At 68.8% G+C, this 16,164-nt stretch carries 17 protein-coding genes and 2 tRNA genes; 12 read left to right on the top strand and 7 right to left on the bottom strand.

The genetic code is table 11. The features are described from left to right. Positions 1 to 74: 74 nt before the first annotated feature. Positions 75 to 596, top strand: a complete 522-nt coding sequence (locus ABZ135_RS04355; protein ID WP_356691630.1) for a MarR family winged helix-turn-helix transcriptional regulator — start codon at positions 75 to 77, stop codon at positions 594 to 596. Between the two features lie 112 nt (positions 597 to 708). On the opposite strand, the gene ABZ135_RS04360 is transcribed toward ABZ135_RS04355, so the two are convergent. Further along, positions 709 to 1,782, bottom strand: a complete 1,074-nt coding sequence (locus ABZ135_RS04360) for an aminotransferase class V-fold PLP-dependent enzyme (RefSeq protein ID WP_356691632.1) — start codon at positions 1,780 to 1,782, stop codon at positions 709 to 711. A gap of 139 nt (positions 1,783 to 1,921) precedes the next feature. Further along, positions 1,922 to 2,608: a DsbA family oxidoreductase gene (locus ABZ135_RS04365; RefSeq protein WP_356691905.1), complete on the bottom strand. Its 687-nt coding sequence runs from the start codon at positions 2,606 to 2,608 to the stop codon at positions 1,922 to 1,924. A gap of 236 nt (positions 2,609 to 2,844) precedes the next feature. Here ABZ135_RS04365 and ABZ135_RS04370 point away from each other — a divergent pair, with 236 nt between their 5' ends. The 5 genes from ABZ135_RS04370 to ABZ135_RS04390 all read left to right on the top strand — a co-directional run bounded on the left by ABZ135_RS04370 (position 2,845) and on the right by ABZ135_RS04390 (position 6,202). Then, on the top strand, positions 2,845 to 4,554 hold the full coding sequence (locus ABZ135_RS04370; RefSeq protein ID WP_356691634.1) for a recombinase family protein: 1,710 nt from the start codon (positions 2,845 to 2,847) through the stop codon (positions 4,552 to 4,554). 49 nt (positions 4,555 to 4,603) lie between these two features. Further along, a complete protein-coding gene (locus ABZ135_RS04375; protein ID WP_356691636.1) occupies positions 4,604 to 4,840 on the top strand; it encodes a hypothetical protein in 237 nt (78 codons plus the stop codon). Between the two features lie 2 nt (positions 4,841 to 4,842). Then, positions 4,843 to 5,352, top strand: coding sequence for a hypothetical protein (locus tag ABZ135_RS04380; protein WP_356691638.1), 510 nt, complete (start codon positions 4,843 to 4,845; stop codon positions 5,350 to 5,352). A 665-nt stretch (positions 5,353 to 6,017) separates the two neighbouring features. Then, positions 6,018 to 6,112 (top strand) — tRNA-OTHER (locus tag ABZ135_RS04385). 13 nt (positions 6,113 to 6,125) lie between these two features. Continuing rightward, positions 6,126 to 6,202: transfer RNA gene (locus ABZ135_RS04390), tRNA-Trp, on the top strand. Positions 6,203 to 6,289: 87 nt separating this feature from the next. Here the strand turns inward: ABZ135_RS04390 and ABZ135_RS04395 are convergent. Beyond that, positions 6,290 to 6,697 carry a hypothetical protein gene (locus ABZ135_RS04395; RefSeq protein WP_356691640.1) on the bottom strand — a complete coding sequence of 136 codons (408 nt, stop codon included), beginning with the start codon at positions 6,695 to 6,697 and terminating at the stop codon, positions 6,290 to 6,292. A gap of 263 nt (positions 6,698 to 6,960) precedes the next feature. On the opposite strand from ABZ135_RS04395, the gene ABZ135_RS04400 reads away from it, so the two are divergent. Then, positions 6,961 to 7,302 carry an HNH endonuclease signature motif containing protein gene (locus ABZ135_RS04400; RefSeq protein ID WP_356691642.1) on the top strand — a complete coding sequence of 114 codons (342 nt, stop codon included), beginning with the start codon at positions 6,961 to 6,963 and terminating at the stop codon, positions 7,300 to 7,302. Positions 7,303 to 8,046: 744 nt separating this feature from the next. Here the strand turns inward: ABZ135_RS04400 and ABZ135_RS04405 are convergent. Beyond that, positions 8,047 to 9,393, bottom strand: coding sequence for a tetratricopeptide repeat protein (locus ABZ135_RS04405; protein ID WP_356691644.1), 1,347 nt, complete (start codon positions 9,391 to 9,393; stop codon positions 8,047 to 8,049). Positions 9,394 to 9,540: 147 nt separating this feature from the next. Here ABZ135_RS04405 and ABZ135_RS04410 point away from each other — a divergent pair, with 147 nt between their 5' ends. The 4 genes from ABZ135_RS04410 (at position 9,541) to ABZ135_RS04425 (ending at position 11,758) form a co-directional block, all read left to right on the top strand. Further along, a complete protein-coding gene (locus ABZ135_RS04410; protein WP_356691646.1) occupies positions 9,541 to 9,726 on the top strand; it encodes a hypothetical protein in 186 nt (61 codons plus the stop codon). 240 nt (positions 9,727 to 9,966) lie between these two features. Beyond that, on the top strand, positions 9,967 to 10,218 hold the full coding sequence (locus ABZ135_RS04415; protein ID WP_356691648.1) for a hypothetical protein: 252 nt from the start codon (positions 9,967 to 9,969) through the stop codon (positions 10,216 to 10,218). Between the two features lie 174 nt (positions 10,219 to 10,392). Continuing rightward, on the top strand, positions 10,393 to 10,836 hold the full coding sequence (locus tag ABZ135_RS04420) for a hypothetical protein (protein WP_356691650.1): 444 nt from the start codon (positions 10,393 to 10,395) through the stop codon (positions 10,834 to 10,836). Positions 10,837 to 10,918: 82 nt separating this feature from the next. Beyond that, positions 10,919 to 11,758 (top strand): protein kinase, encoded by an 840-nt coding sequence (locus ABZ135_RS04425; RefSeq protein ID WP_356691652.1) that lies wholly within the window; start codon positions 10,919 to 10,921, stop codon positions 11,756 to 11,758. 358 nt (positions 11,759 to 12,116) lie between these two features. Here ABZ135_RS04425 and ABZ135_RS04430 read toward each other — a convergent pair whose 3' ends face one another. The 3 genes from ABZ135_RS04430 to ABZ135_RS04440 all read right to left on the bottom strand — a co-directional run bounded on the left by ABZ135_RS04430 (position 12,117) and on the right by ABZ135_RS04440 (position 14,672). Further along, entirely contained in the window at positions 12,117 to 12,296 is a 180-nt protein-coding gene (locus ABZ135_RS04430) for a DUF1918 domain-containing protein (RefSeq protein ID WP_356691654.1), read from the bottom strand. A gap of 53 nt (positions 12,297 to 12,349) precedes the next feature. After that, on the bottom strand, positions 12,350 to 13,576 hold the full coding sequence (locus tag ABZ135_RS04435; protein ID WP_356691656.1) for a hypothetical protein: 1,227 nt from the start codon (positions 13,574 to 13,576) through the stop codon (positions 12,350 to 12,352). 121 nt (positions 13,577 to 13,697) lie between these two features. Continuing rightward, positions 13,698 to 14,672, bottom strand: a complete 975-nt coding sequence (locus ABZ135_RS04440) for a helix-turn-helix domain-containing protein (protein ID WP_356691658.1) — start codon at positions 14,670 to 14,672, stop codon at positions 13,698 to 13,700. Positions 14,673 to 14,742: 70 nt separating this feature from the next. Here ABZ135_RS04440 and ABZ135_RS04445 point away from each other — a divergent pair, with 70 nt between their 5' ends. After that, on the top strand, positions 14,743 to 16,107 hold the full coding sequence (locus tag ABZ135_RS04445) for an MFS transporter (protein WP_356691660.1): 1,365 nt from the start codon (positions 14,743 to 14,745) through the stop codon (positions 16,105 to 16,107). Positions 16,108 to 16,164: the final 57 nt, after the last annotated feature.

Consider the following 16,164-nt stretch of genomic DNA (forward strand, 5'->3'; position numbering starts at 1 on the left):
CCGTGCGAGCCACTGTAGCGCATTGATTGGCCGACCAAGCTAATCTGGGACCACAACCTTCCGAGGAGCCTCGTATGCCCGAGAACGACCCCGTCTGCAGCGCCCCGGCGGAGGACCTGCCGTCCGCCGCCCGCGGCGGCCCGCTGAGCTACGCCCTGTCGCGGGTGGCCCGGCTGCACCGGATCGCGGCCGGGCGGCGCCTGCGGGAGCTGGGCCTCTACCCGGGGCAGGAGTTCCTGATGATGGCTCTGTGGGACTGCGGGCCGGTGCGCCAGTCCGCGCTGATCCAGTCGCTCGGGCTCGACCCGTCGACGGTGACGAAGATGCTCCAGCGCCTGGAGCAGTGCGGCCACGTCCGCCGCCGCCCCGATCCGGCCGACCGGCGGGCCGTGCTCGTCGAGGCGACGGAGGACGGCGAGGCCCTGCGGGCCCGCGTCGAGGAGGCGTGGTCGCGCCTGGAGGAGGACTCCCTGACCGGCCTCACCCCGGCCGAACGCGCCGACCTCGTCCGCCTGCTCGGCCGCCTGGAGGAGAACCTCTGCCACGAGGCGGGCGAGGAGGCGGGCGTCTGCGCGCCGCAGGCGGGCGGGGCGTAGCCGGCGCGGACGGCGTGGATGGCGTGGCGGCTTTGGGGGCAGCCGGTCGGGGCCCGCCCGCTCGGAGTCGGCCGCTCCCGGGTCGGCCCGCTCCGAGGTCGGCGCGCTCCGGTCAGCCCGCCAGGACCTCCAGGGCGCGGTCCACGTCCGCGGTGGAGTTGTACAGGTGGAAGGAGGCCCGCAGATTGCCGGCGCGGGCCGAGAGCAGGACGCCCGCCTCGCGCAGGGCGGCGCTGCGGTCACCGAGGCCCGGGACGCCGACGACCGTCGAGTCGTCCCACACCGGGGCGTGGCCGAGCGCGGCGACCCCGGCCCGGAAGCGGGCGGCGAGGGCCTTGTTGTGGGCCTCGATGCGCTCGACGCCGACCTCCTCCAAGAGGGCGAGCGAGCGGGCCGCGCCGTGGTACGACAGGAAGGCGGCGGGCTCGTCGAACCGGCGCGCCGAGCGGGCCAGTTCGCGCACGGGGCCGTAGCTGTTGACCCACAGCTCCTCGCCGGTGACCCAGCCGGCGTGGATGGGCACCAGCGCGTCCTGCGCCTCTTCGGTGACGGTGAGGAAGGACGCGCCGCGCGGGCAGAGCAGGTACTTGTAGCCGCCGGACACGGTGTAGTCCCACTCCCCCGCGTACAGCGGCAGCCAGCCGGCCGACTGGGTCGCGTCGAGCAGGGTGCGGGCGCCGTGCGCCGCCGCGGCGGCGCGGATCGCCGCGAAGTCGGCCGTGCGGCCGTCCGCCGACTGCACGGCGGAGAAGGCGACGAGCGCGGTCTCCGGCCGGACGGACTCGGCGAGCCGCTCCAGCGGCACGAAGCGGGTCTTCAGGTCGCCGCGGACGGTGAAGGGGGTGATGAGGGAGGAGAAGTCGCCCTCGGGGAAGAGGATCTCGGCCCCGGCCGGCATCGACTGCGCCACCATGCCGACGTGGACGGAGACCGAGCTGCCGACGGCGACCCGCTCGGGGGCGACATGCGCGAGCCGGGCGAAGGCCGCCCGGGCCTCGTCGACGACGTCGAAGCTGCCCGCGCCGTCGGGCCGCCCGGCGGCGGTCTCCTCGGCGAGGAGGGTGACGGCCTTGATCGTGCGGCGCGGCAGCAGGGCGCAGGCGGAGGTGTTGAGGTAGGTCCGCGTGGGCGCGAACTCGGCGCCGCCCAGGGGCTCCAGGGTGTCCGTGGCTTCCAGAGATTCCATGGCCACAGCCTGGATCCCCGACACCTCCAAGTCAATCACGCATCCTTGCGTCCTCCCTCAAAGATCTCCTTATAGAGCCAGCTCAGCACATACGAGCTCGATACACCCGCGCGGTGAAGTACTCCGCCCGGCGCGGCGCTCAGCAGCCGCTGCCGTCGATCCCGCAGGCGTCGGCGTCCCCGCCGACCGGCTGCAGGGTGCGGCCCTGCCACGCCTGCTCCAGGGCCTGGGTGAAGACCTCGGCGGGCTGGCCGCCGGAGATCCCGTACTTCCGGTCGAGGACGAAGAACGGCACGCCGTTGGCGCCCAGCTCGGCCGCCTCGCGCTCGTCGGCCCGTACCGCCTCGGCGTACGCGGTCTCGTCGGCGAGCACCGCCCGCGCCTCGGCCTCGTCGAGCCCGGCCTCCACGGCGAGCGTCACCAGGGTCTCGGCGTCGTAGACCGAGCGCTCCTCGGCGAAGTTGGCCCGGTAGGCCAGATCCAGCAACTCGTTCTGCCGGCCGCGCTCCTTCGCCAGGTGCAGCAGACGGTGGACGTCGAAGGTGTTCCCGTGCTCGCGCCCCTCGGTCCGATACCCCAGCCCCTCCGCCCGCGCGTTGGAGGCCACATGCGCCTCCATGGCCCGGGCCTCCTCCAGCGTCCGCCCGTACTTCTTCGCCAACATCTCCAGAACCGGCCCCGTCTCCCCCTTCGCCCGCCCCGGGTCGAGCTCGAACGACCGATGCACGACCTCGATCTCCCCCCGGTGCGCGAAGTCGGCGAGCCCCTTCTCGAAGCGGGCCTTGCCGATGTAGCACCAGGGACAGGCGTGGACGAACGGAGCAATACCACGCCTGACCTGCGGAAACGTGCGCGACGGAAACCTCCGCCCTCCTGCAACAACAGGGAGGCGGCCTTGGTCCCCACAGCCCTTGGGAAACCTTCGGTCCCTATGGACGGCAGGAAGGAACTCCCGCTCTCTACGAGCCACCGAGGGCAGAGGTGCCCCCGCTCCACACAGCGAGGCGGAACACCTTTGGTCCCTACTCGGGGGGCAACCGCACGACGCCGCAGTCTCAGGAGGTGGTCACCTTCGGCGAACGGATGGCCATGGAACGCGAAGACCTTCCCACGCTGCGCGCGCTCGGGTTCGAGGACGACGAACTGCGCGAGCTGGGGTTGTGGGAGCCCGCCACGGGCGACCCCATCGACCTGGTGGAGCTGTACTTGCGGCGGAGTAAGAAGAAGGACACTCTTGCCGCACTTCGGCAGCAGGTTCGAGAAATGTGTTATCACACGCGCAGCGAGAACAAGAAGGTTCGGCACGTGTGGTTTGAGCAGCGCAGCGCGAGCAAAGCAAGCGTCCGCCGGGAAGAGTTCGAGAAAGCCACCGCTGCCGTGGTAGCGGGCCTCTCAAAGACACTGTCGGTCTATAAGACTAGCCGCCTCTCACGACGCGGAATGGGACAGGTCGGCCTCTTGCTTGACGAGTTCGACACCAGGAAGGCCCGCATCTACGTCGTGGCCGAGCGCATCGACTCGTCCAAGTCTCGTATGGTCTTGGCCATTCTCTCTGAGCAAGCAAGAGAGCAAGCGGCAGATATCTCGCAGTTCGCCAAGCTGAGCGTCCTTGCGAACAAAATGGAAGGGAAGTGGAACGGAGGAGTTGCACCGTACGGCCTCCACTCCCCCAAAGGTTCCGGGAAACTATTCCATCTCCCGAAGGAATACCCTACCGCCCGACGCATCGCCGTTTATCTGCTCAACCGCCTCACTCCGGCGTGGATCGCTAACAAGCTGAACAGCGAGGGTCTACGGACCCGGCATGGCCGCAAGTGGACGGATTCGGGAATCATCAGCCTTGCCCATTCCGTCGCATGGGCCGGCCTGGTTCCCAACCGTGAAAAGATGCGCGACGAACACGGTAACGAACTGGACAAGTACCACCGTGGCGGAACGCCGTTGTTGGATAAAAACGGGCACCCCATTTCGTGCGGGCAGGGAGTCGTTACATTCGCCGAGCACATCAAGATCAATCAAATCCTTGCGGAGCGCGCCCAACCTGGAACCTCCATCGGAGATCGGTCACGAGGGAAGCGCGAAATCGTCGCCATCCTCACAGACATTCTGAGGTGTGGCCATTGCAAGGGGCCGATGGAAAACGGTGGAGTGAACTATCGTTGCCAAGCCCGTCAACGAGAAGGAGCGTCCTCCTGCAAGGGGATGTCGACAGACCGAGCGCGAATCGACCGTGCCGTATCCGGCTTGTGGGAGACACACATACTCAGCCTCTCTCCGGAGTCTGACGTGATCCACGCAATTGCACGGAAGTGGCTGGACTACAAGGACCCCGCCAAGGAAAAGCGAAAGCAGGAGGTGACGGCAGCACTGGAAAATGCATCGTCACGGGAACTCAAGCTCCAGAAAGAGTACTTTCTCGGCGGAGGTATGGATGAGTCACGCTACGAAGCGCTTCGCGGAGAACTCTCAGCCCAGATTGCCGCGATGAAATCGGAGTTGAAGGAACTGACAAAGGATGCCGACCTCAGCACCCTCATGGAACCGAAGGCATTGACTCACCTGTGGGAAAACGCCGGGCCGAGCGGCCAGCGGGCACTACTTCGGGCGGCGATCAAGAAGATGGTCCTTAGCCCGCCGAAGGGGCGTGGGGACCGCACGCTGATCGACGAACGACTCTCCATCTCATGGATCGACACAGCGACGAATGAGAAGCCGCTAGACGCCGCCCTGGCGCACGTCGTAAAGAGCCGAGCCGCACGCATCGCTGCATAACCGCACCAACTGCAACTTCCTCACAATCACCCACTCTAAGGATGAACCCATGAATGAATACCTACGACGCACCCAATTCCATAACGGACGCCGTGACAAGGATCGAAATCGCGCCGAGTCCTGGAAGTGGGACGCCCGCATGGAAGAACTTGCGGCCATGAAGGGCTCTAACCCTGCGCTGTTCGATCAGATGAGCCCGACTGCGCTGATGAGTCTCGGCTACTACGAGCACGATAAGAAGTTGGCCGCAGAGCACGGCCGCGACGTGACCAACGGGGGTAAGTGAGCATGGCTACTGAGATCGAGAAGGCGGCAGAGCGAGTGGCGAAGCTGCGGGCACAGGCCGAGAAGCTTTCGGGCCCGCTGGCTGAGGCGCAGGCGCAGTTGAACGCCGCGCAGGAGGCAGAAGCGGCGCGCCGCAAAGAGCGAGAGAGCGCGTACAACCGCGAGGTGTCCGCTACTTGGCGGAAGCGGGCAGACGAAGCCGCGAACTCCGGTGAGGACGCGCATGCGCGGTTCATGGAGGCTCTTTCCGCCGAACCGTGGTTCGCGGCGTACGTCGAGTACCGCTCCGCCCGTTACAAGCGGGGCCACGTCATCACCGAGGCGCAGCGGGCCCAAAGGGCGCTTGGCGAGGTTGTGACAGTACCTGAGCAGCGTTGGCACGACGCCGAGATCCTGGACGAGATTCAGCGGGCCGTCGAGAACCAGGCGGCAGCGCTGGGGGCGCAGTTCTCTGCGGTACTGGACGAGCAGCGCGAAGCCTACGTGCTCAACGGGACCGACAGTGGCCGTTGACGCTCTCGACCCCGGCCCCGATGGGGACTACCCGTACTTCCCGCGCGACGCGGACGGTCGGCCCATCTGGTCCACTACTTCCCCCCAGCGAGGAAACGGGGACGGTGATGCCGCGGGGCGCTCACCGGATGCGTGACCCGGCACGGCCTGGTCACGCCCTGATAGTGGACGTGACGCCACGGCTACCCGACGGGACACCCATCTCCCCGCCGAACACCCCGCCCCAAGGAACGCCCCCTGATCGACAGTCAGGGCGTCCCTCTATCTGAGCAGACCCGCCCCGGTAGTCCCTCGCGGACCGCCGGGGCTTTCTGCTGCCCGCACACGGGCGCTCGGGCCTCGCTCGCCGGCTCGCCTTCAGCAGGCGGCCCTACAGCGAGGCGAAAAGGTGTTGCGAGTGTCGAGTTTCGACACTTTTTTAAAACACATAGAAAAAATAAGAGAGAAGAGAAACCGGGGTCACAGCCGACACCTTGACACCGCTCAGCTCTGCCCGTGCACCACGCACCCCGCGTTACCGGGGTGGCCGCGGGGGTCGTGTGGCAGAGCGCGGGGACCGCACCGCCCATGAGTAACCGCCCTTGACCAGGGCGCCGAAAGGGGTTGTAAGCGCGTGCGGTCCCCACGTCGTTCCGATGCGTCTATGAGCGCCAGGACGACACCACGCCCATCTGCCCCAATCGGTAGAGGTGCGCGGTACCGGCCCGGCTCGCCCGGGATATCGGCCGCAGAGTTCCGGGTTCGAGTCCCGGGGTGGGCACGCAGTACCACCAGCCCGCCTAGCCCAATCGGCAGAGGCACGCGGGCCCAGACCAGCGGTGTTCCCGGTTCGAGTCCGGGGGGGCGGGCACGCAGCATCGGCAGACCGGTCCTCGGGCTACTCCGAGGGACGCAGAGCTTCGCATGCTCCTTACGCGGGGTTCTCGGAGGGCAGGTTCTAGGGCTGCGGGGACGGCTCCTGGACGGTGACCGTGACGGTCCACGGGTCGACTTGTGCGGGGCACTGGTGCGCTTCATCGACCGGCTCGCAGGTGACTACCGCCGTGAGATCGGCCGTCCCGGCGGTGACAGCGTTGAACTGGTTAGTGGCCTCGCCCTCGCGGTCTGGCGCCAGTACAGCCTGATCGGTGCTTTCGGGGGCACTGTACGTGAACCTCAGTCCGTCAGCTTCGGTCGGCGTGAGGCTGACGATTACCCGCTGGCCCGCTTTGACCTCAGCGCTCGCCGGGGACTCGTTGGTCAGACGCAAGTCTCCATCGGAACCTGGCGGTTCAGGTTGTGCGGCGGGCGCGGTAAGCGCTGTGAGAGCGAGCGCGGTGGCAGCCAGCATGGTCCTGCCGAGCATGGATTTCCTCCTTGTGGTTGGAAGGCAGAGACAGTCAACCGCTTTCGCTGCACCACATGTTGATCAACGCCCGCCGAGTCACCCGAATGGGGTTCCCCCTTTTGGCTGCGGGCGCTTTCTCTGCCCCGCGGAGGGCGGTGCCGGGCGGGTTCAGCATCGCCGCAGACCGAAGGCAGGCACTTAGACCGCGAAGGTTCCCGGTTCGAGTCCGGGGGCGGGCACGCAACAACGACGACCAGGCCGACAACATCGAGGGGGCGCACATGCGCTGTATCGACTGCACGGAGCCCGCGACCCATCGGGGCCGCTGCAAGACTCGCCACACCGCGTACGAGGGACGCCCGACTGTCCGCAGCCGGCGAGCACGGGGCCGACGACGCGCGAACCGCCGAGACGCTGCCGCGAGGCTCCGCCAGCGAGTGCAGGAACGGGGCTCGGCCTGGTGCGACTGGTGCCTAGGCGACTTCCCCGCGGACGGGGTGGACGTGGACCACGTGCGCCCGCTGTCTCTCGGTGGTGAGGACGTGGACAGCAACGTTCAAGTGCTGTGCCACGAGTGTCACGGGCTCAAGACCCGCACCGAGTTCGGGGGACGGGTGGCCTAGCGCTGAGTCCACCACGTGAGCGCTGCCCCGCCACTGGCCGTGATCAGCGCGACGAGCCAACCGGGTATGTGCTGCACGGTCAAGTGCAGTCCGCCCACGCGGAGTTCAAGCGCGGGGCGTGTCTTGGTTTTCGCATCCATGCCCACAGTGAAGCACCACCCGCCGCCCCTTTGTCACGCTGCGTATGTGTATAGAAGCGCGCCCCTGAACTTTGACGTTCTGGACAATGCGCCGCCCTGGAGGTGACGTTTTGCCACGTAGACCCCGCCCCCCGTGCTCGGTTCCCGGGTGCCCCGAACTGACCGCTCGCGGTGGCCGTTGTCCGGCCCATGAGCGTGAGGCCGAGCGGCAGCGTGGGACGAGTGCAGAGCGGGGCTACACCACACGGTGGCAGCGCATCCGACGCGCGTTCCTGTACCGGCATCCGTGGTGCCTGCTGTGCGGTCGCACGGCCACGGTGGCGGACCACTTCCCGGAGTCGCGCCGTTCGCTGGTCGCTCGGGGTGTCGCCGATCCGGACGCGTTCTCTCGTCTGCGTCCGCTGTGCTCGACGTGCCACAACCGCGAGACCGCGAAACGCCAACCGGGCGGATGGGCAGCCGAGCGTGTCCCGCCTCGCCGCTGGTGACGCCGACCAGGGGGGTACTCCCCTCTCTCCCGCCAGCAGATCGGCAGGGAGGCAAAAAACTCTGATGGCTCATTAGGCCATTTCTGTGGGGCACCCATTCCCTAAATCGGCTATTTCTACCGCGGGAGCAGTCGCGCCGGAGTCACCAATCGAGCCCGCTCAAACAGGTCCCGGGCCGCGTGGTTTTTCATAAAAGGACGAATCCTGCTGTGCATGGTCTTGATCCGCTCGTCCGCCCTTCCGGATTGAAGACTGGGGTAGTCCTCTAGAGCGAGCGTCCACGTCTGGCACGCGGCTTCAAGGTGGCCTAGCTCTAGCTGCCTCTCGGCGAGAGTGCAGCGATGCCGGACCCTGGCACGGCGGTAGACGCTCTGCCGAATTCGGTCGGACTGTTCCATGGCTTCGATTGATCCGGCGATGTCTCCCAATTCGTACCGGACTTGACTCGTGTGGTACAGGAGCGACGACGGGTCGTACGAGCCGAAAGCCTTGGACTGCGACTCCGCCTTTTCCATGGCCACTTCGGCTTCTCGCAGGTAGCGCTGCGCCTGGACGCGGGCCCCGGTCTGCGCTGCCGCATGGGCTTGCTGCCCGGCGAGAAAGGCGCGCATTCGCGGGCCGGCTTGCGGTGAGGCAGCCGCCGCAGCGTCCGCGAGGCGCATTGCCTGCGCGCCGTGCCCCAAGTCGACTGCTTGAACGCTCATCCCTCGCAGGGTGGTGCAGAACGTCAAGTGATCCTCGGACGCTCCGGCGAGTTCAAGGGCCTTTAGGTAATACTTCTGCGCCAGACCATGAAGCCCCTCGTCCACCGCCATATAGCCCGTGAGGTAACAGAGATCCGAGACCGCACTCATCATCGCTTTGCGGACGGATTCCGGGGCTTCCATCCGCAGATACGGAGCTGCTGTGTTCACCAGGAATGCGGCAGCCATGGGCCGGGCAGTGCGCCCCCCGAATTGGTCGTCAAGCTCAGAGATGCGCTCAGTCATCGCGGAAACGGTCTGGACATCGGCCATCCCAATGCGCTGGACGTCGCCCTTTTGGACAGCTTCCATTCTGCCGACGACATCAGGCCAGTTGGGAATGGTCAGCGCAACAGAGAAGAGGCCGACGCCGAGGATGCTCCGGCGGGACGGGTCCATATCTTGCCTCCCCAGGTCTAACAGCCCCTCCACCGTACTGGGGTGGGCGGGCTGCTGATCGGCGGAAGTCGCAGGGAACCCGGCCTCGCTGTTCGTCACCGGGCGCCGCAGCTTGCGGGCAAGGGCTTCCAGGATGAGCGGGCGCACGTCCTCTTTGGGCATGTGCCCCTTGAGCCACTGATGCACCGAAGGCTCTCGGTATCGGAGGGGCGTCCCTCGCTCTGTCCCCAAGCGGTTGATCTCCTGCGCGAACCGCCGCAGCGTCCACCCGGTTTCCCGGTACAGCCGCTCAAGCCCCGCATTCGGTTCCGGGTTGGCCACCGGTCCTCAACTCCCCGCGCTGTGAAGCCGCTTAAAGCTCTTAAGTCCTGCCCCTGTTGCAACCGTACCGCCGGGCGTAGTCGCGCGGTTGCCTAGTGCGAGCAGAGATCACCGCAAGGGACGACGCCACAGCGAAGGACCCCGGACATGGATCACAAGCCCGCCCGCGAGACCGAAGACGTGGACGAGTTGGCCGCCCTGATACAGGCGGGCGGGTTCTGGCGACTCGCGCCGGAGTGGGTGCCCCGGAGCGGCTACGTGTCGCCCACGCGGCCCGTACTGCTCCGGGTGCGTGACGGGTTGGAGCGGAAGGGGCGCCGTGAACACACCTGAGAGCCCGCGCGAGCACCCGCGGGTGTGGGAGCCGGGAGAAGTCGTCCAGGACACGAGAACGGGCCGTGTGGGGCGCGTGATGGGCCACGTCGGCCCGCGCTACCAGCTTCGCCCTCTGAATGGGGGTAGGGAATGGGAAGCCGACCCGGCAGAGATGTCCCCGGCGCGGCAGTCGGACGCGCTTACGGAACGCGTGGCGGAAGCGAATCGGCGCAGCCGCGAGTACGGACCCCGGGCCTGGTGAATCGTCGGCCCAAGCCGTACGGGAACACCGGTCTCGTTGTCGGGCTCAAGGTGTACGAGTCCTCGCACGACATGGTGGGCGTCGTCGCCGGGTTCGCCCCCGGCGGGATCGTTCGCCTCATCCGGCCGACCGGCTACGCCTGGTCGTCCCCCTGGACCCGGGTGCGCCCCGCCACCGACCGCGAGAAGCGCCAGCTTGCCGCCCTCGCCAAGCTCCACCGCACGCGCTGTGCGGGGCTCGCCGCGTAGGCGGCCGGCTCACAGCGCAACCCACGAACTCCGCTCTCCTCCCGTGAACTCACACCGGAGGTTCCCCCGTCTTCCGTCCGGGAGGAGAGCGGGCACCACTCCCGCCCGTCGAGTGACGGCAAGGACGAGCGGGTTGCAAGTGCAGTACTCCACACCCAACAGGAGGAAACAGCCATGACGGCTACCGCAAATGACCTTCGCACCGGCCGCGCGCTGGTCGACTCGGCGCTGTTCGACAGCATCGCCGAGTTCACCGTGACGCACTTCGGCTACGACCAGGCGAAGGCGGAGCGTGCCACCGACCAGGCGTTGGCGTTCCTCGCCACGGTCGGCACGGCCACGGTCAAGATGGTCCCGAGCGACGACGTGGACGGCGCGCTGCACGCGTTCATCCTGCACACCGCCGACTACCGCGAGTTCTGCCACAAGCACGCGGGCCGCTTCCTGGAGCACAACCCGCGCCCCGGCGGCGGGGGCCGGGTCCTGGAGGAGGTCCAGGCGACGGCCCACGCGATCAAGGCCAACGGGCTCATGGTCATGGACGACCTGTGGACCGTGAACGGTGAGAACGCCGCGCAGTGCGACTCGGACTGCGGACGCGACTACCGGGCCGTCTGACCGCCGGTACTCTCCGGCCCGTGAAATGAGCGGAGCCGACTCCCGACGTTCGGGGGTCGGCTCCGCCGTTGGAGGTGAACGCATGAGTTCCGAAGGACCATACGAACCGCCCGAGGGCGCGCTACTGCTCCTGAATCCCGGGAACAAGCGGCTCGTTCTCAACCGGCGCGGGTCTACCGTCTGGGAGGTCAAGACCGACCTTGGCCCGTACGCGGTGAAGGTGGGCTATCCCACCAAAACCCACGCGTGGACCGCACTTGCCCCCGCCCGCGAAGCTGCGATTCTTCGGCAGCTCACCCAGGAACGCATCCTCAGCGGGGAATGGGAACGCGGCACGTGGAGCGCTCAGCCGTGGCGGAAGGGCGACAGCCTTTACGAGCTATGGGAGCCGCACCGAATCGCGACGACAGACGCGCCCACACCGGATCTCGGCGAAGCACTGTCGTGCGCCGTCGCCCTGGCCGCCCTGCACGAGAAGGGTTGGGTCCACGGGGACGTTCAGCCGGCTCACTTCATCATCGGGCGTTCCGCCGGAACGTTCCTGATTGATCTCGCCCTCGCTCAGGGCGGCGGCAAGGTTCCCCGTCGCTATGACTTCCCATATCGGGGATGTCTCGTCCACTACGAAGCGCCGGAGATCTCCGCGAGCGTCCTGGAAACGAGCACGGCCACGCCGACGCGGGAAGCCGATGTGTACGCGCTGGGAGCGGCGTTGTTCATCAGCGCGACAGGGTGGCGCCACGTCGCCTACCCGGACGACGCACCCCGCGAGGTCCAGCGGCAAGCCATCGTGGCGGGCCCCCACCGACCGGTGAACGTGCCGGGGGTGCTGGGGTCGCTCATCCCTCACATGCTCAGCCGCTCGCCCGCCGACCGGCCGACAAGCGCCGAAGTCTGCGAAGCCTTGAGCGCTGCCCTGTAGGACCATCCACGCCCCGTCCTTGCGGTCGCCCTCGGGCCGCATGGGCGGGGCTTTCGTGCGTTCATCCCCGCAGGTCAACGGCCCTGCGATAACCTGTGGTTCCGTTGGTTCACGCGCAAGCGATGTCGCTCCAGATCTCGACGCGCATGGGGGGCTTCTCTCCTCGACGGGGGTGGCGGGCTGTATCCGAGGCGGGAACGCCCCGCCCGCCGGATTCATTCCGCCGCCGTGCCCCGGCGTGAGGCGGCGGAGGCTGATGGGGCGCGGCGAGTTACGAACCCCGCGCGTATCGCATACGAACGACCCCCGCATGGCGCGGGGGTCGTGAGAGGGCTACGGCCGCAGGGACGACGGGGCGCTAATCCGCCGCGATGACTTCCGCGTCCGGGCCGGGGTGGACGAGTGCTTCCCGGCCGTCCGGCCAGCGCACGAGGTAGGGAGGGGCGCCGTTCGTTCCGCGCACGTCCACTACTTCGACGGTCTCGTGCCGACCGACCCGGTCGGTCATGAGGATCTGATCTCCGACGTTCGCTTGCACCGCTCTCGCCTTTCGCTGCTGTAGGGATGTCCGTCACTCACGGGGAGTGCGGGTCAGTTCGGGAGCCGGTCCAGGAGCCATTCGCAGAGGTCGGCGGTGATGGCGGTGTGGGCGGTGGTTTCGGAGGAGCAGATGAAGTCGTCCAGCTCGCTCTCGTCGGGGGCGAGGCCGTCGATCTTGACGTAGAGGTCGTCCTGGTTGCCGATGTCGCGGACGGCGACGGCGCTGACGGAGGGGACGAAGCAGACGGTGGGGTGGCGGAGGTCGGTCTTGCCGCCCTTCTCCTCCAGGGCCTTGGCGATGATGCCGTAGGAGTCGAGGGTGCCGCCGGGGGCGCCGTCGAGTTCGGGGAGGCCGTCGGTCGTGACGGTCTTCGAGGCGGGTGGCAGCAGTCGCTTCAGTTCGGCGACGGTGACGCCGTCGCCGGTGGCCTGGGTGAAGAACGTGGTGCCGGGGAAGACGACGGCACCGGTCGACTTCAGGGCCATCTCGCCGGGCCGGACGGCGACGCCCGTGCCGTCGCCGGTGCCGTTGGCGACGCCGATGAGGCGCGGGATCCGGGGCCAGCCGCCGACCTCCTGAAGCCGGCGCAGGAACTCCGTACGCAGCGGGTCCTCCTGGACCGTGCCGGTGTCGCTGTCGTAGTGGCGGAACAGCATCTCCCGCGCGGCGGGGCTGTCGATCTGCCGGGCGAAGTCGTTCTGCTGCCCCGGCAGGGTGGGGATGAAGTGGGCGAATGCCTGGATCCCGATGGGGATCACGGCGCCGCGGTGCGGGGTGTCGTAGGAGAAGTACAGCGCGGTCCGGTGGTCCATGCGCTGGTATTCCATGCGGGCGAGGGCGTAGCGCGTGACCAGGCCGCCCATGCTGAAGCCGCCGACGGCCAGCCGGTCGTCTCCGAGCTGCTCGGCGATGGTGCGCATGATGGCCGCCTGCGCGGTCTCGGCGTTGCGGAGGATGGAGGCGGTGCGGTCCTGGAAGCCGACCAGGATGACCGTCCTGCCCCGCTGACGCATCTTGGTGATCAGCGAGTGGTCCCGGTCGAGTCCGGCGTAGAACGCGGTCAGGTCGCTCGGGCCCAGGTTGAACCCGTCGGCCATGACGACCGGCCGCCGGACGCCCCGGAAGCCCTCGGCGTAGTAGACCCTCGCGAATCCGTAGGGCAGGTCCCACTCCTCGTCCGCGTTCGGCACCGGGTACGGCAGGGGGGATACGGACGAGACCTCCGCCTGGAGGACCAGGCTTCCTACCTGCTGCTCGATGTTCTGCTCCGCGGCCAAAACAAGCTCCCTGTGTTCGCGTGCGTGCGTGGGGGTGGAGGAAGATCCATCCCGCGCACCATCCTTCTGGTCACGCGACGAGGAAGGGGTGATCTCGCTGATCTCTCACCTTTACGGCTGATTACGGGGTGAACGGGTTTATATCGGCGAGGCGGCTGAAGGAGGCCCGGTACGCGCTCGGGGTGAGGCCGGTTCGGCGCTGGAGGTGGCGGCGGAGGGAGTCGGCGGTGCCGAGGCCGCAGGCGTGGGCCAGGAGGTCCATCGGGAGGGTGGTGGTCTCCAGGAGCTCCTTGGCGCGCTCGATGCGCTGGTGCAGCAGCCACTGGAGCGGGCTGACACCGGTCTCGGCGAGGAAGCGGCGGGAGAGGGTGCGGACGGAGACGCCGGCGTGGCGGGCCAGGTCGGTGAGGGTGAGCGGCTCGTCGAGGTGTTCCATGGCCCACGCGCGCGTGCGGGCGAAGGAGACGCCGCGCTCGGGCGGCAGCGGGGTCTGGGTGAACTGGGTCTGGCCGCCGGGCCGTACCGGTGCGACGAGGGCGAGCCGGGCCACGGTGTTGGCGACGGCGGCGCCGTGGTCGGTGCGGATGACGTGCAGGCACAGGTCGATGCCGGCGGCGTAGCCGGAGGAGGTCAGGAGCGGGCCGTCCTGCACGAAGAGGACGTCGTCCTGGAGGTCGACGGCCGGGTGCCGCTCGGCGAGGAGCTCGCGGTAGGCCCAGTAGGTGGTGGCCCCGCGGCCGTCGAGGAGCCCGGCGGCGGCGAGCGCGAAGGAGCCGGTGCAGATGGAGGCGATCCGCTTGCCGTCGGCGGCGGCCCGGCGCAGCGCGTCCAGGATGCGCGGATCGGGGTCGGTGTACGAGCCGCTGCCGGCCAGGACCACGGTGTCGGCGGCGTCCACGGCGTCGAGGGAGTGCGGGACGTGCAGGTCGAGACCGCCGGTGGTGGCGACCGGGCCCGGGTCGGGCGTACAGATGACGGTCTCGTAGCCGGGGCGGCCGTCGATCTCGACCTTGCCGAAGAGCATCTCGGGGATGGCGAGGTTGAACATCGAGACGGGCGGTGCGGCGACGACGGCGACGCGCCGGAGCGGGGTCATGGCCAGAACCTCCGGGGATATGGCATTCCGGCCACTACTGTACGGCCGCGATGATCATCAGGCTGGGCGCATGAGCACAACAGACCTCGTCCGGCCGCCCGTCGGCTCCGCCGCCCCGCACCGTCACCCGTCCACCGCGCTCGCCGCCGCCCTGCTGGGCTTCGCGCTCATCACCCTCGACACGTCGGTGGTGAACGTCGCCCTGCCCGCGATCGGCGCCGACCTGCGGACCGGGATGACCGGACTCCCCTGGGTGGTCGACTCCTACACGCTGCCCTTCGCCGCGCTGCTGCTGTCCAGCGGGGCGCTCGCCGACCGGATCGGGGCGAGCCGGGCGTACGCGGCGGGGGTCGTCGCCTTCACCCTGGCCTCGGCCGCCTGCGGTCTGGCCCCCGGTCTGCCGGCGCTGCTCGCGGCCCGTACGGTGCAGGGCGCCGCCGCGGCGGTGATGCTGCCGGCCTCGCTCGCGCTCGTACGGGAGGCGTACGGCGATCCGGTGCGGCGGGCCCGTGGGGTGTCGCTGTGGGCGGCGGGCGGCACGGTGGCGGTGGCGCTCGGCCCGGTGGTGGGCGGAGCGTTGACCACGGCGTGGAGCTGGCGCGGGATCTTCTTCGTGAATCTGCCGCTCGGTCTGCTCGCGCTCGGCCTGCTCACCCGGGTGGCCCGTTCGCCGCGGCGGTTCGCGCCGCTCGACCTGCCCGGTCAGCTCACGGCCGTGGTCGCGCTCGCGGCGCTGACGTTCGCGGCGATCGAGGGCGGCCGGCCGGCGGGGTGGGCGCTGGGGATCGCGGCGCTCGCCTTCGCCGCCTTCCTGGTGATCGAGGCGCGGCGGAGGCATCCGATGGTGCCGCTCGATCTGTTCCGCCGCACGCCGGTGGTCGTGGCGGTGACGGCGGGCGCGGCCAACACCGTCGCCTTCTACGGCATGATCTTCGTCTTCAGTCTGTTCTTCCAGCAGGTCCTGGGCCTGTCGGCGCTCGGTGCGGGGTTGATGTTCCTGCCGATGACGGGGCTGCTGGCGGGGGTGAACGTGCTGTCGGCGAAGGTGGCGGCGCGGTACGGGGCCCGGCTGCCGATCGTGGTCGGCCAGGTCGTCGCGGTGGCCGGGCTGCTCGGGCTGCTCGTGGTGGACGCGGGCACCCCGCGGGTGGCGCAGGCGCTGTTGCTCGTGCCGCTGGCCCTCGGCTGCGGCTTCGCGCTGCCGCCGCTGATCGCCACGATGCTGGAGGCCGTGCCGGCCGAGCGCGCGGGCACGGCGGCGGGCCTGCTGAACGCGGTCCGGCAGACGGCCGGGGCGCTGGCCGTCGCGGTCTTCGGCTCCCTCGCCGCCGCCGGGGGCGTGGAACGGGCCCTGCGCGACGCGCTCCTCATCAGCGCGGGCCTGCTCGCCCTGACGGCCCTCGGCTCGCTGCGACTCCCCCGCCACCGGGCATGACCACACGAGCGCCCGTCAGGACGCCCTGACGCCCGCCGCTCGCCGCGGCTCCCCCGC

This window comes from Streptomyces sp. NPDC006339, assembly GCF_040612775.1.
Classification (GTDB): Bacteria; Actinomycetota; Actinomycetes; order Streptomycetales; family Streptomycetaceae; genus Streptomyces.

Excerpts from the sequence above, each read along its gene's own strand:
- ABZ135_RS04355 (WP_356691630.1), top strand. The coding sequence starts at position 75 with ATGCCCGAGAACGACCCCGTCTGCAGCGCCCCGGCGGAGGACCTGCCG.
- ABZ135_RS04360 (WP_356691632.1), bottom strand. The coding sequence starts at position 1,782 with ATGGAATCTCTGGAAGCCACGGACACCCTGGAGCCCCTGGGCGGCGCC.
- ABZ135_RS04375 (WP_356691636.1), top strand. The coding sequence starts at position 4,604 with ATGAATGAATACCTACGACGCACCCAATTCCATAACGGACGCCGTGAC.
- ABZ135_RS04380 (WP_356691638.1), top strand. The coding sequence starts at position 4,843 with ATGGCTACTGAGATCGAGAAGGCGGCAGAGCGAGTGGCGAAGCTGCGG.
- ABZ135_RS04395 (WP_356691640.1), bottom strand. The coding sequence starts at position 6,697 with ATGCTCGGCAGGACCATGCTGGCTGCCACCGCGCTCGCTCTCACAGCG.
- ABZ135_RS04400 (WP_356691642.1), top strand. The coding sequence starts at position 6,961 with ATGCGCTGTATCGACTGCACGGAGCCCGCGACCCATCGGGGCCGCTGC.
- ABZ135_RS04410 (WP_356691646.1), top strand. The coding sequence starts at position 9,541 with ATGGATCACAAGCCCGCCCGCGAGACCGAAGACGTGGACGAGTTGGCC.
- ABZ135_RS04420 (WP_356691650.1), top strand. The coding sequence starts at position 10,393 with ATGACGGCTACCGCAAATGACCTTCGCACCGGCCGCGCGCTGGTCGAC.
- ABZ135_RS04425 (WP_356691652.1), top strand. The coding sequence starts at position 10,919 with ATGAGTTCCGAAGGACCATACGAACCGCCCGAGGGCGCGCTACTGCTC.
- ABZ135_RS04440 (WP_356691658.1), bottom strand. The coding sequence starts at position 14,672 with ATGACCCCGCTCCGGCGCGTCGCCGTCGTCGCCGCACCGCCCGTCTCG.
- ABZ135_RS04445 (WP_356691660.1), top strand. The coding sequence starts at position 14,743 with ATGAGCACAACAGACCTCGTCCGGCCGCCCGTCGGCTCCGCCGCCCCG.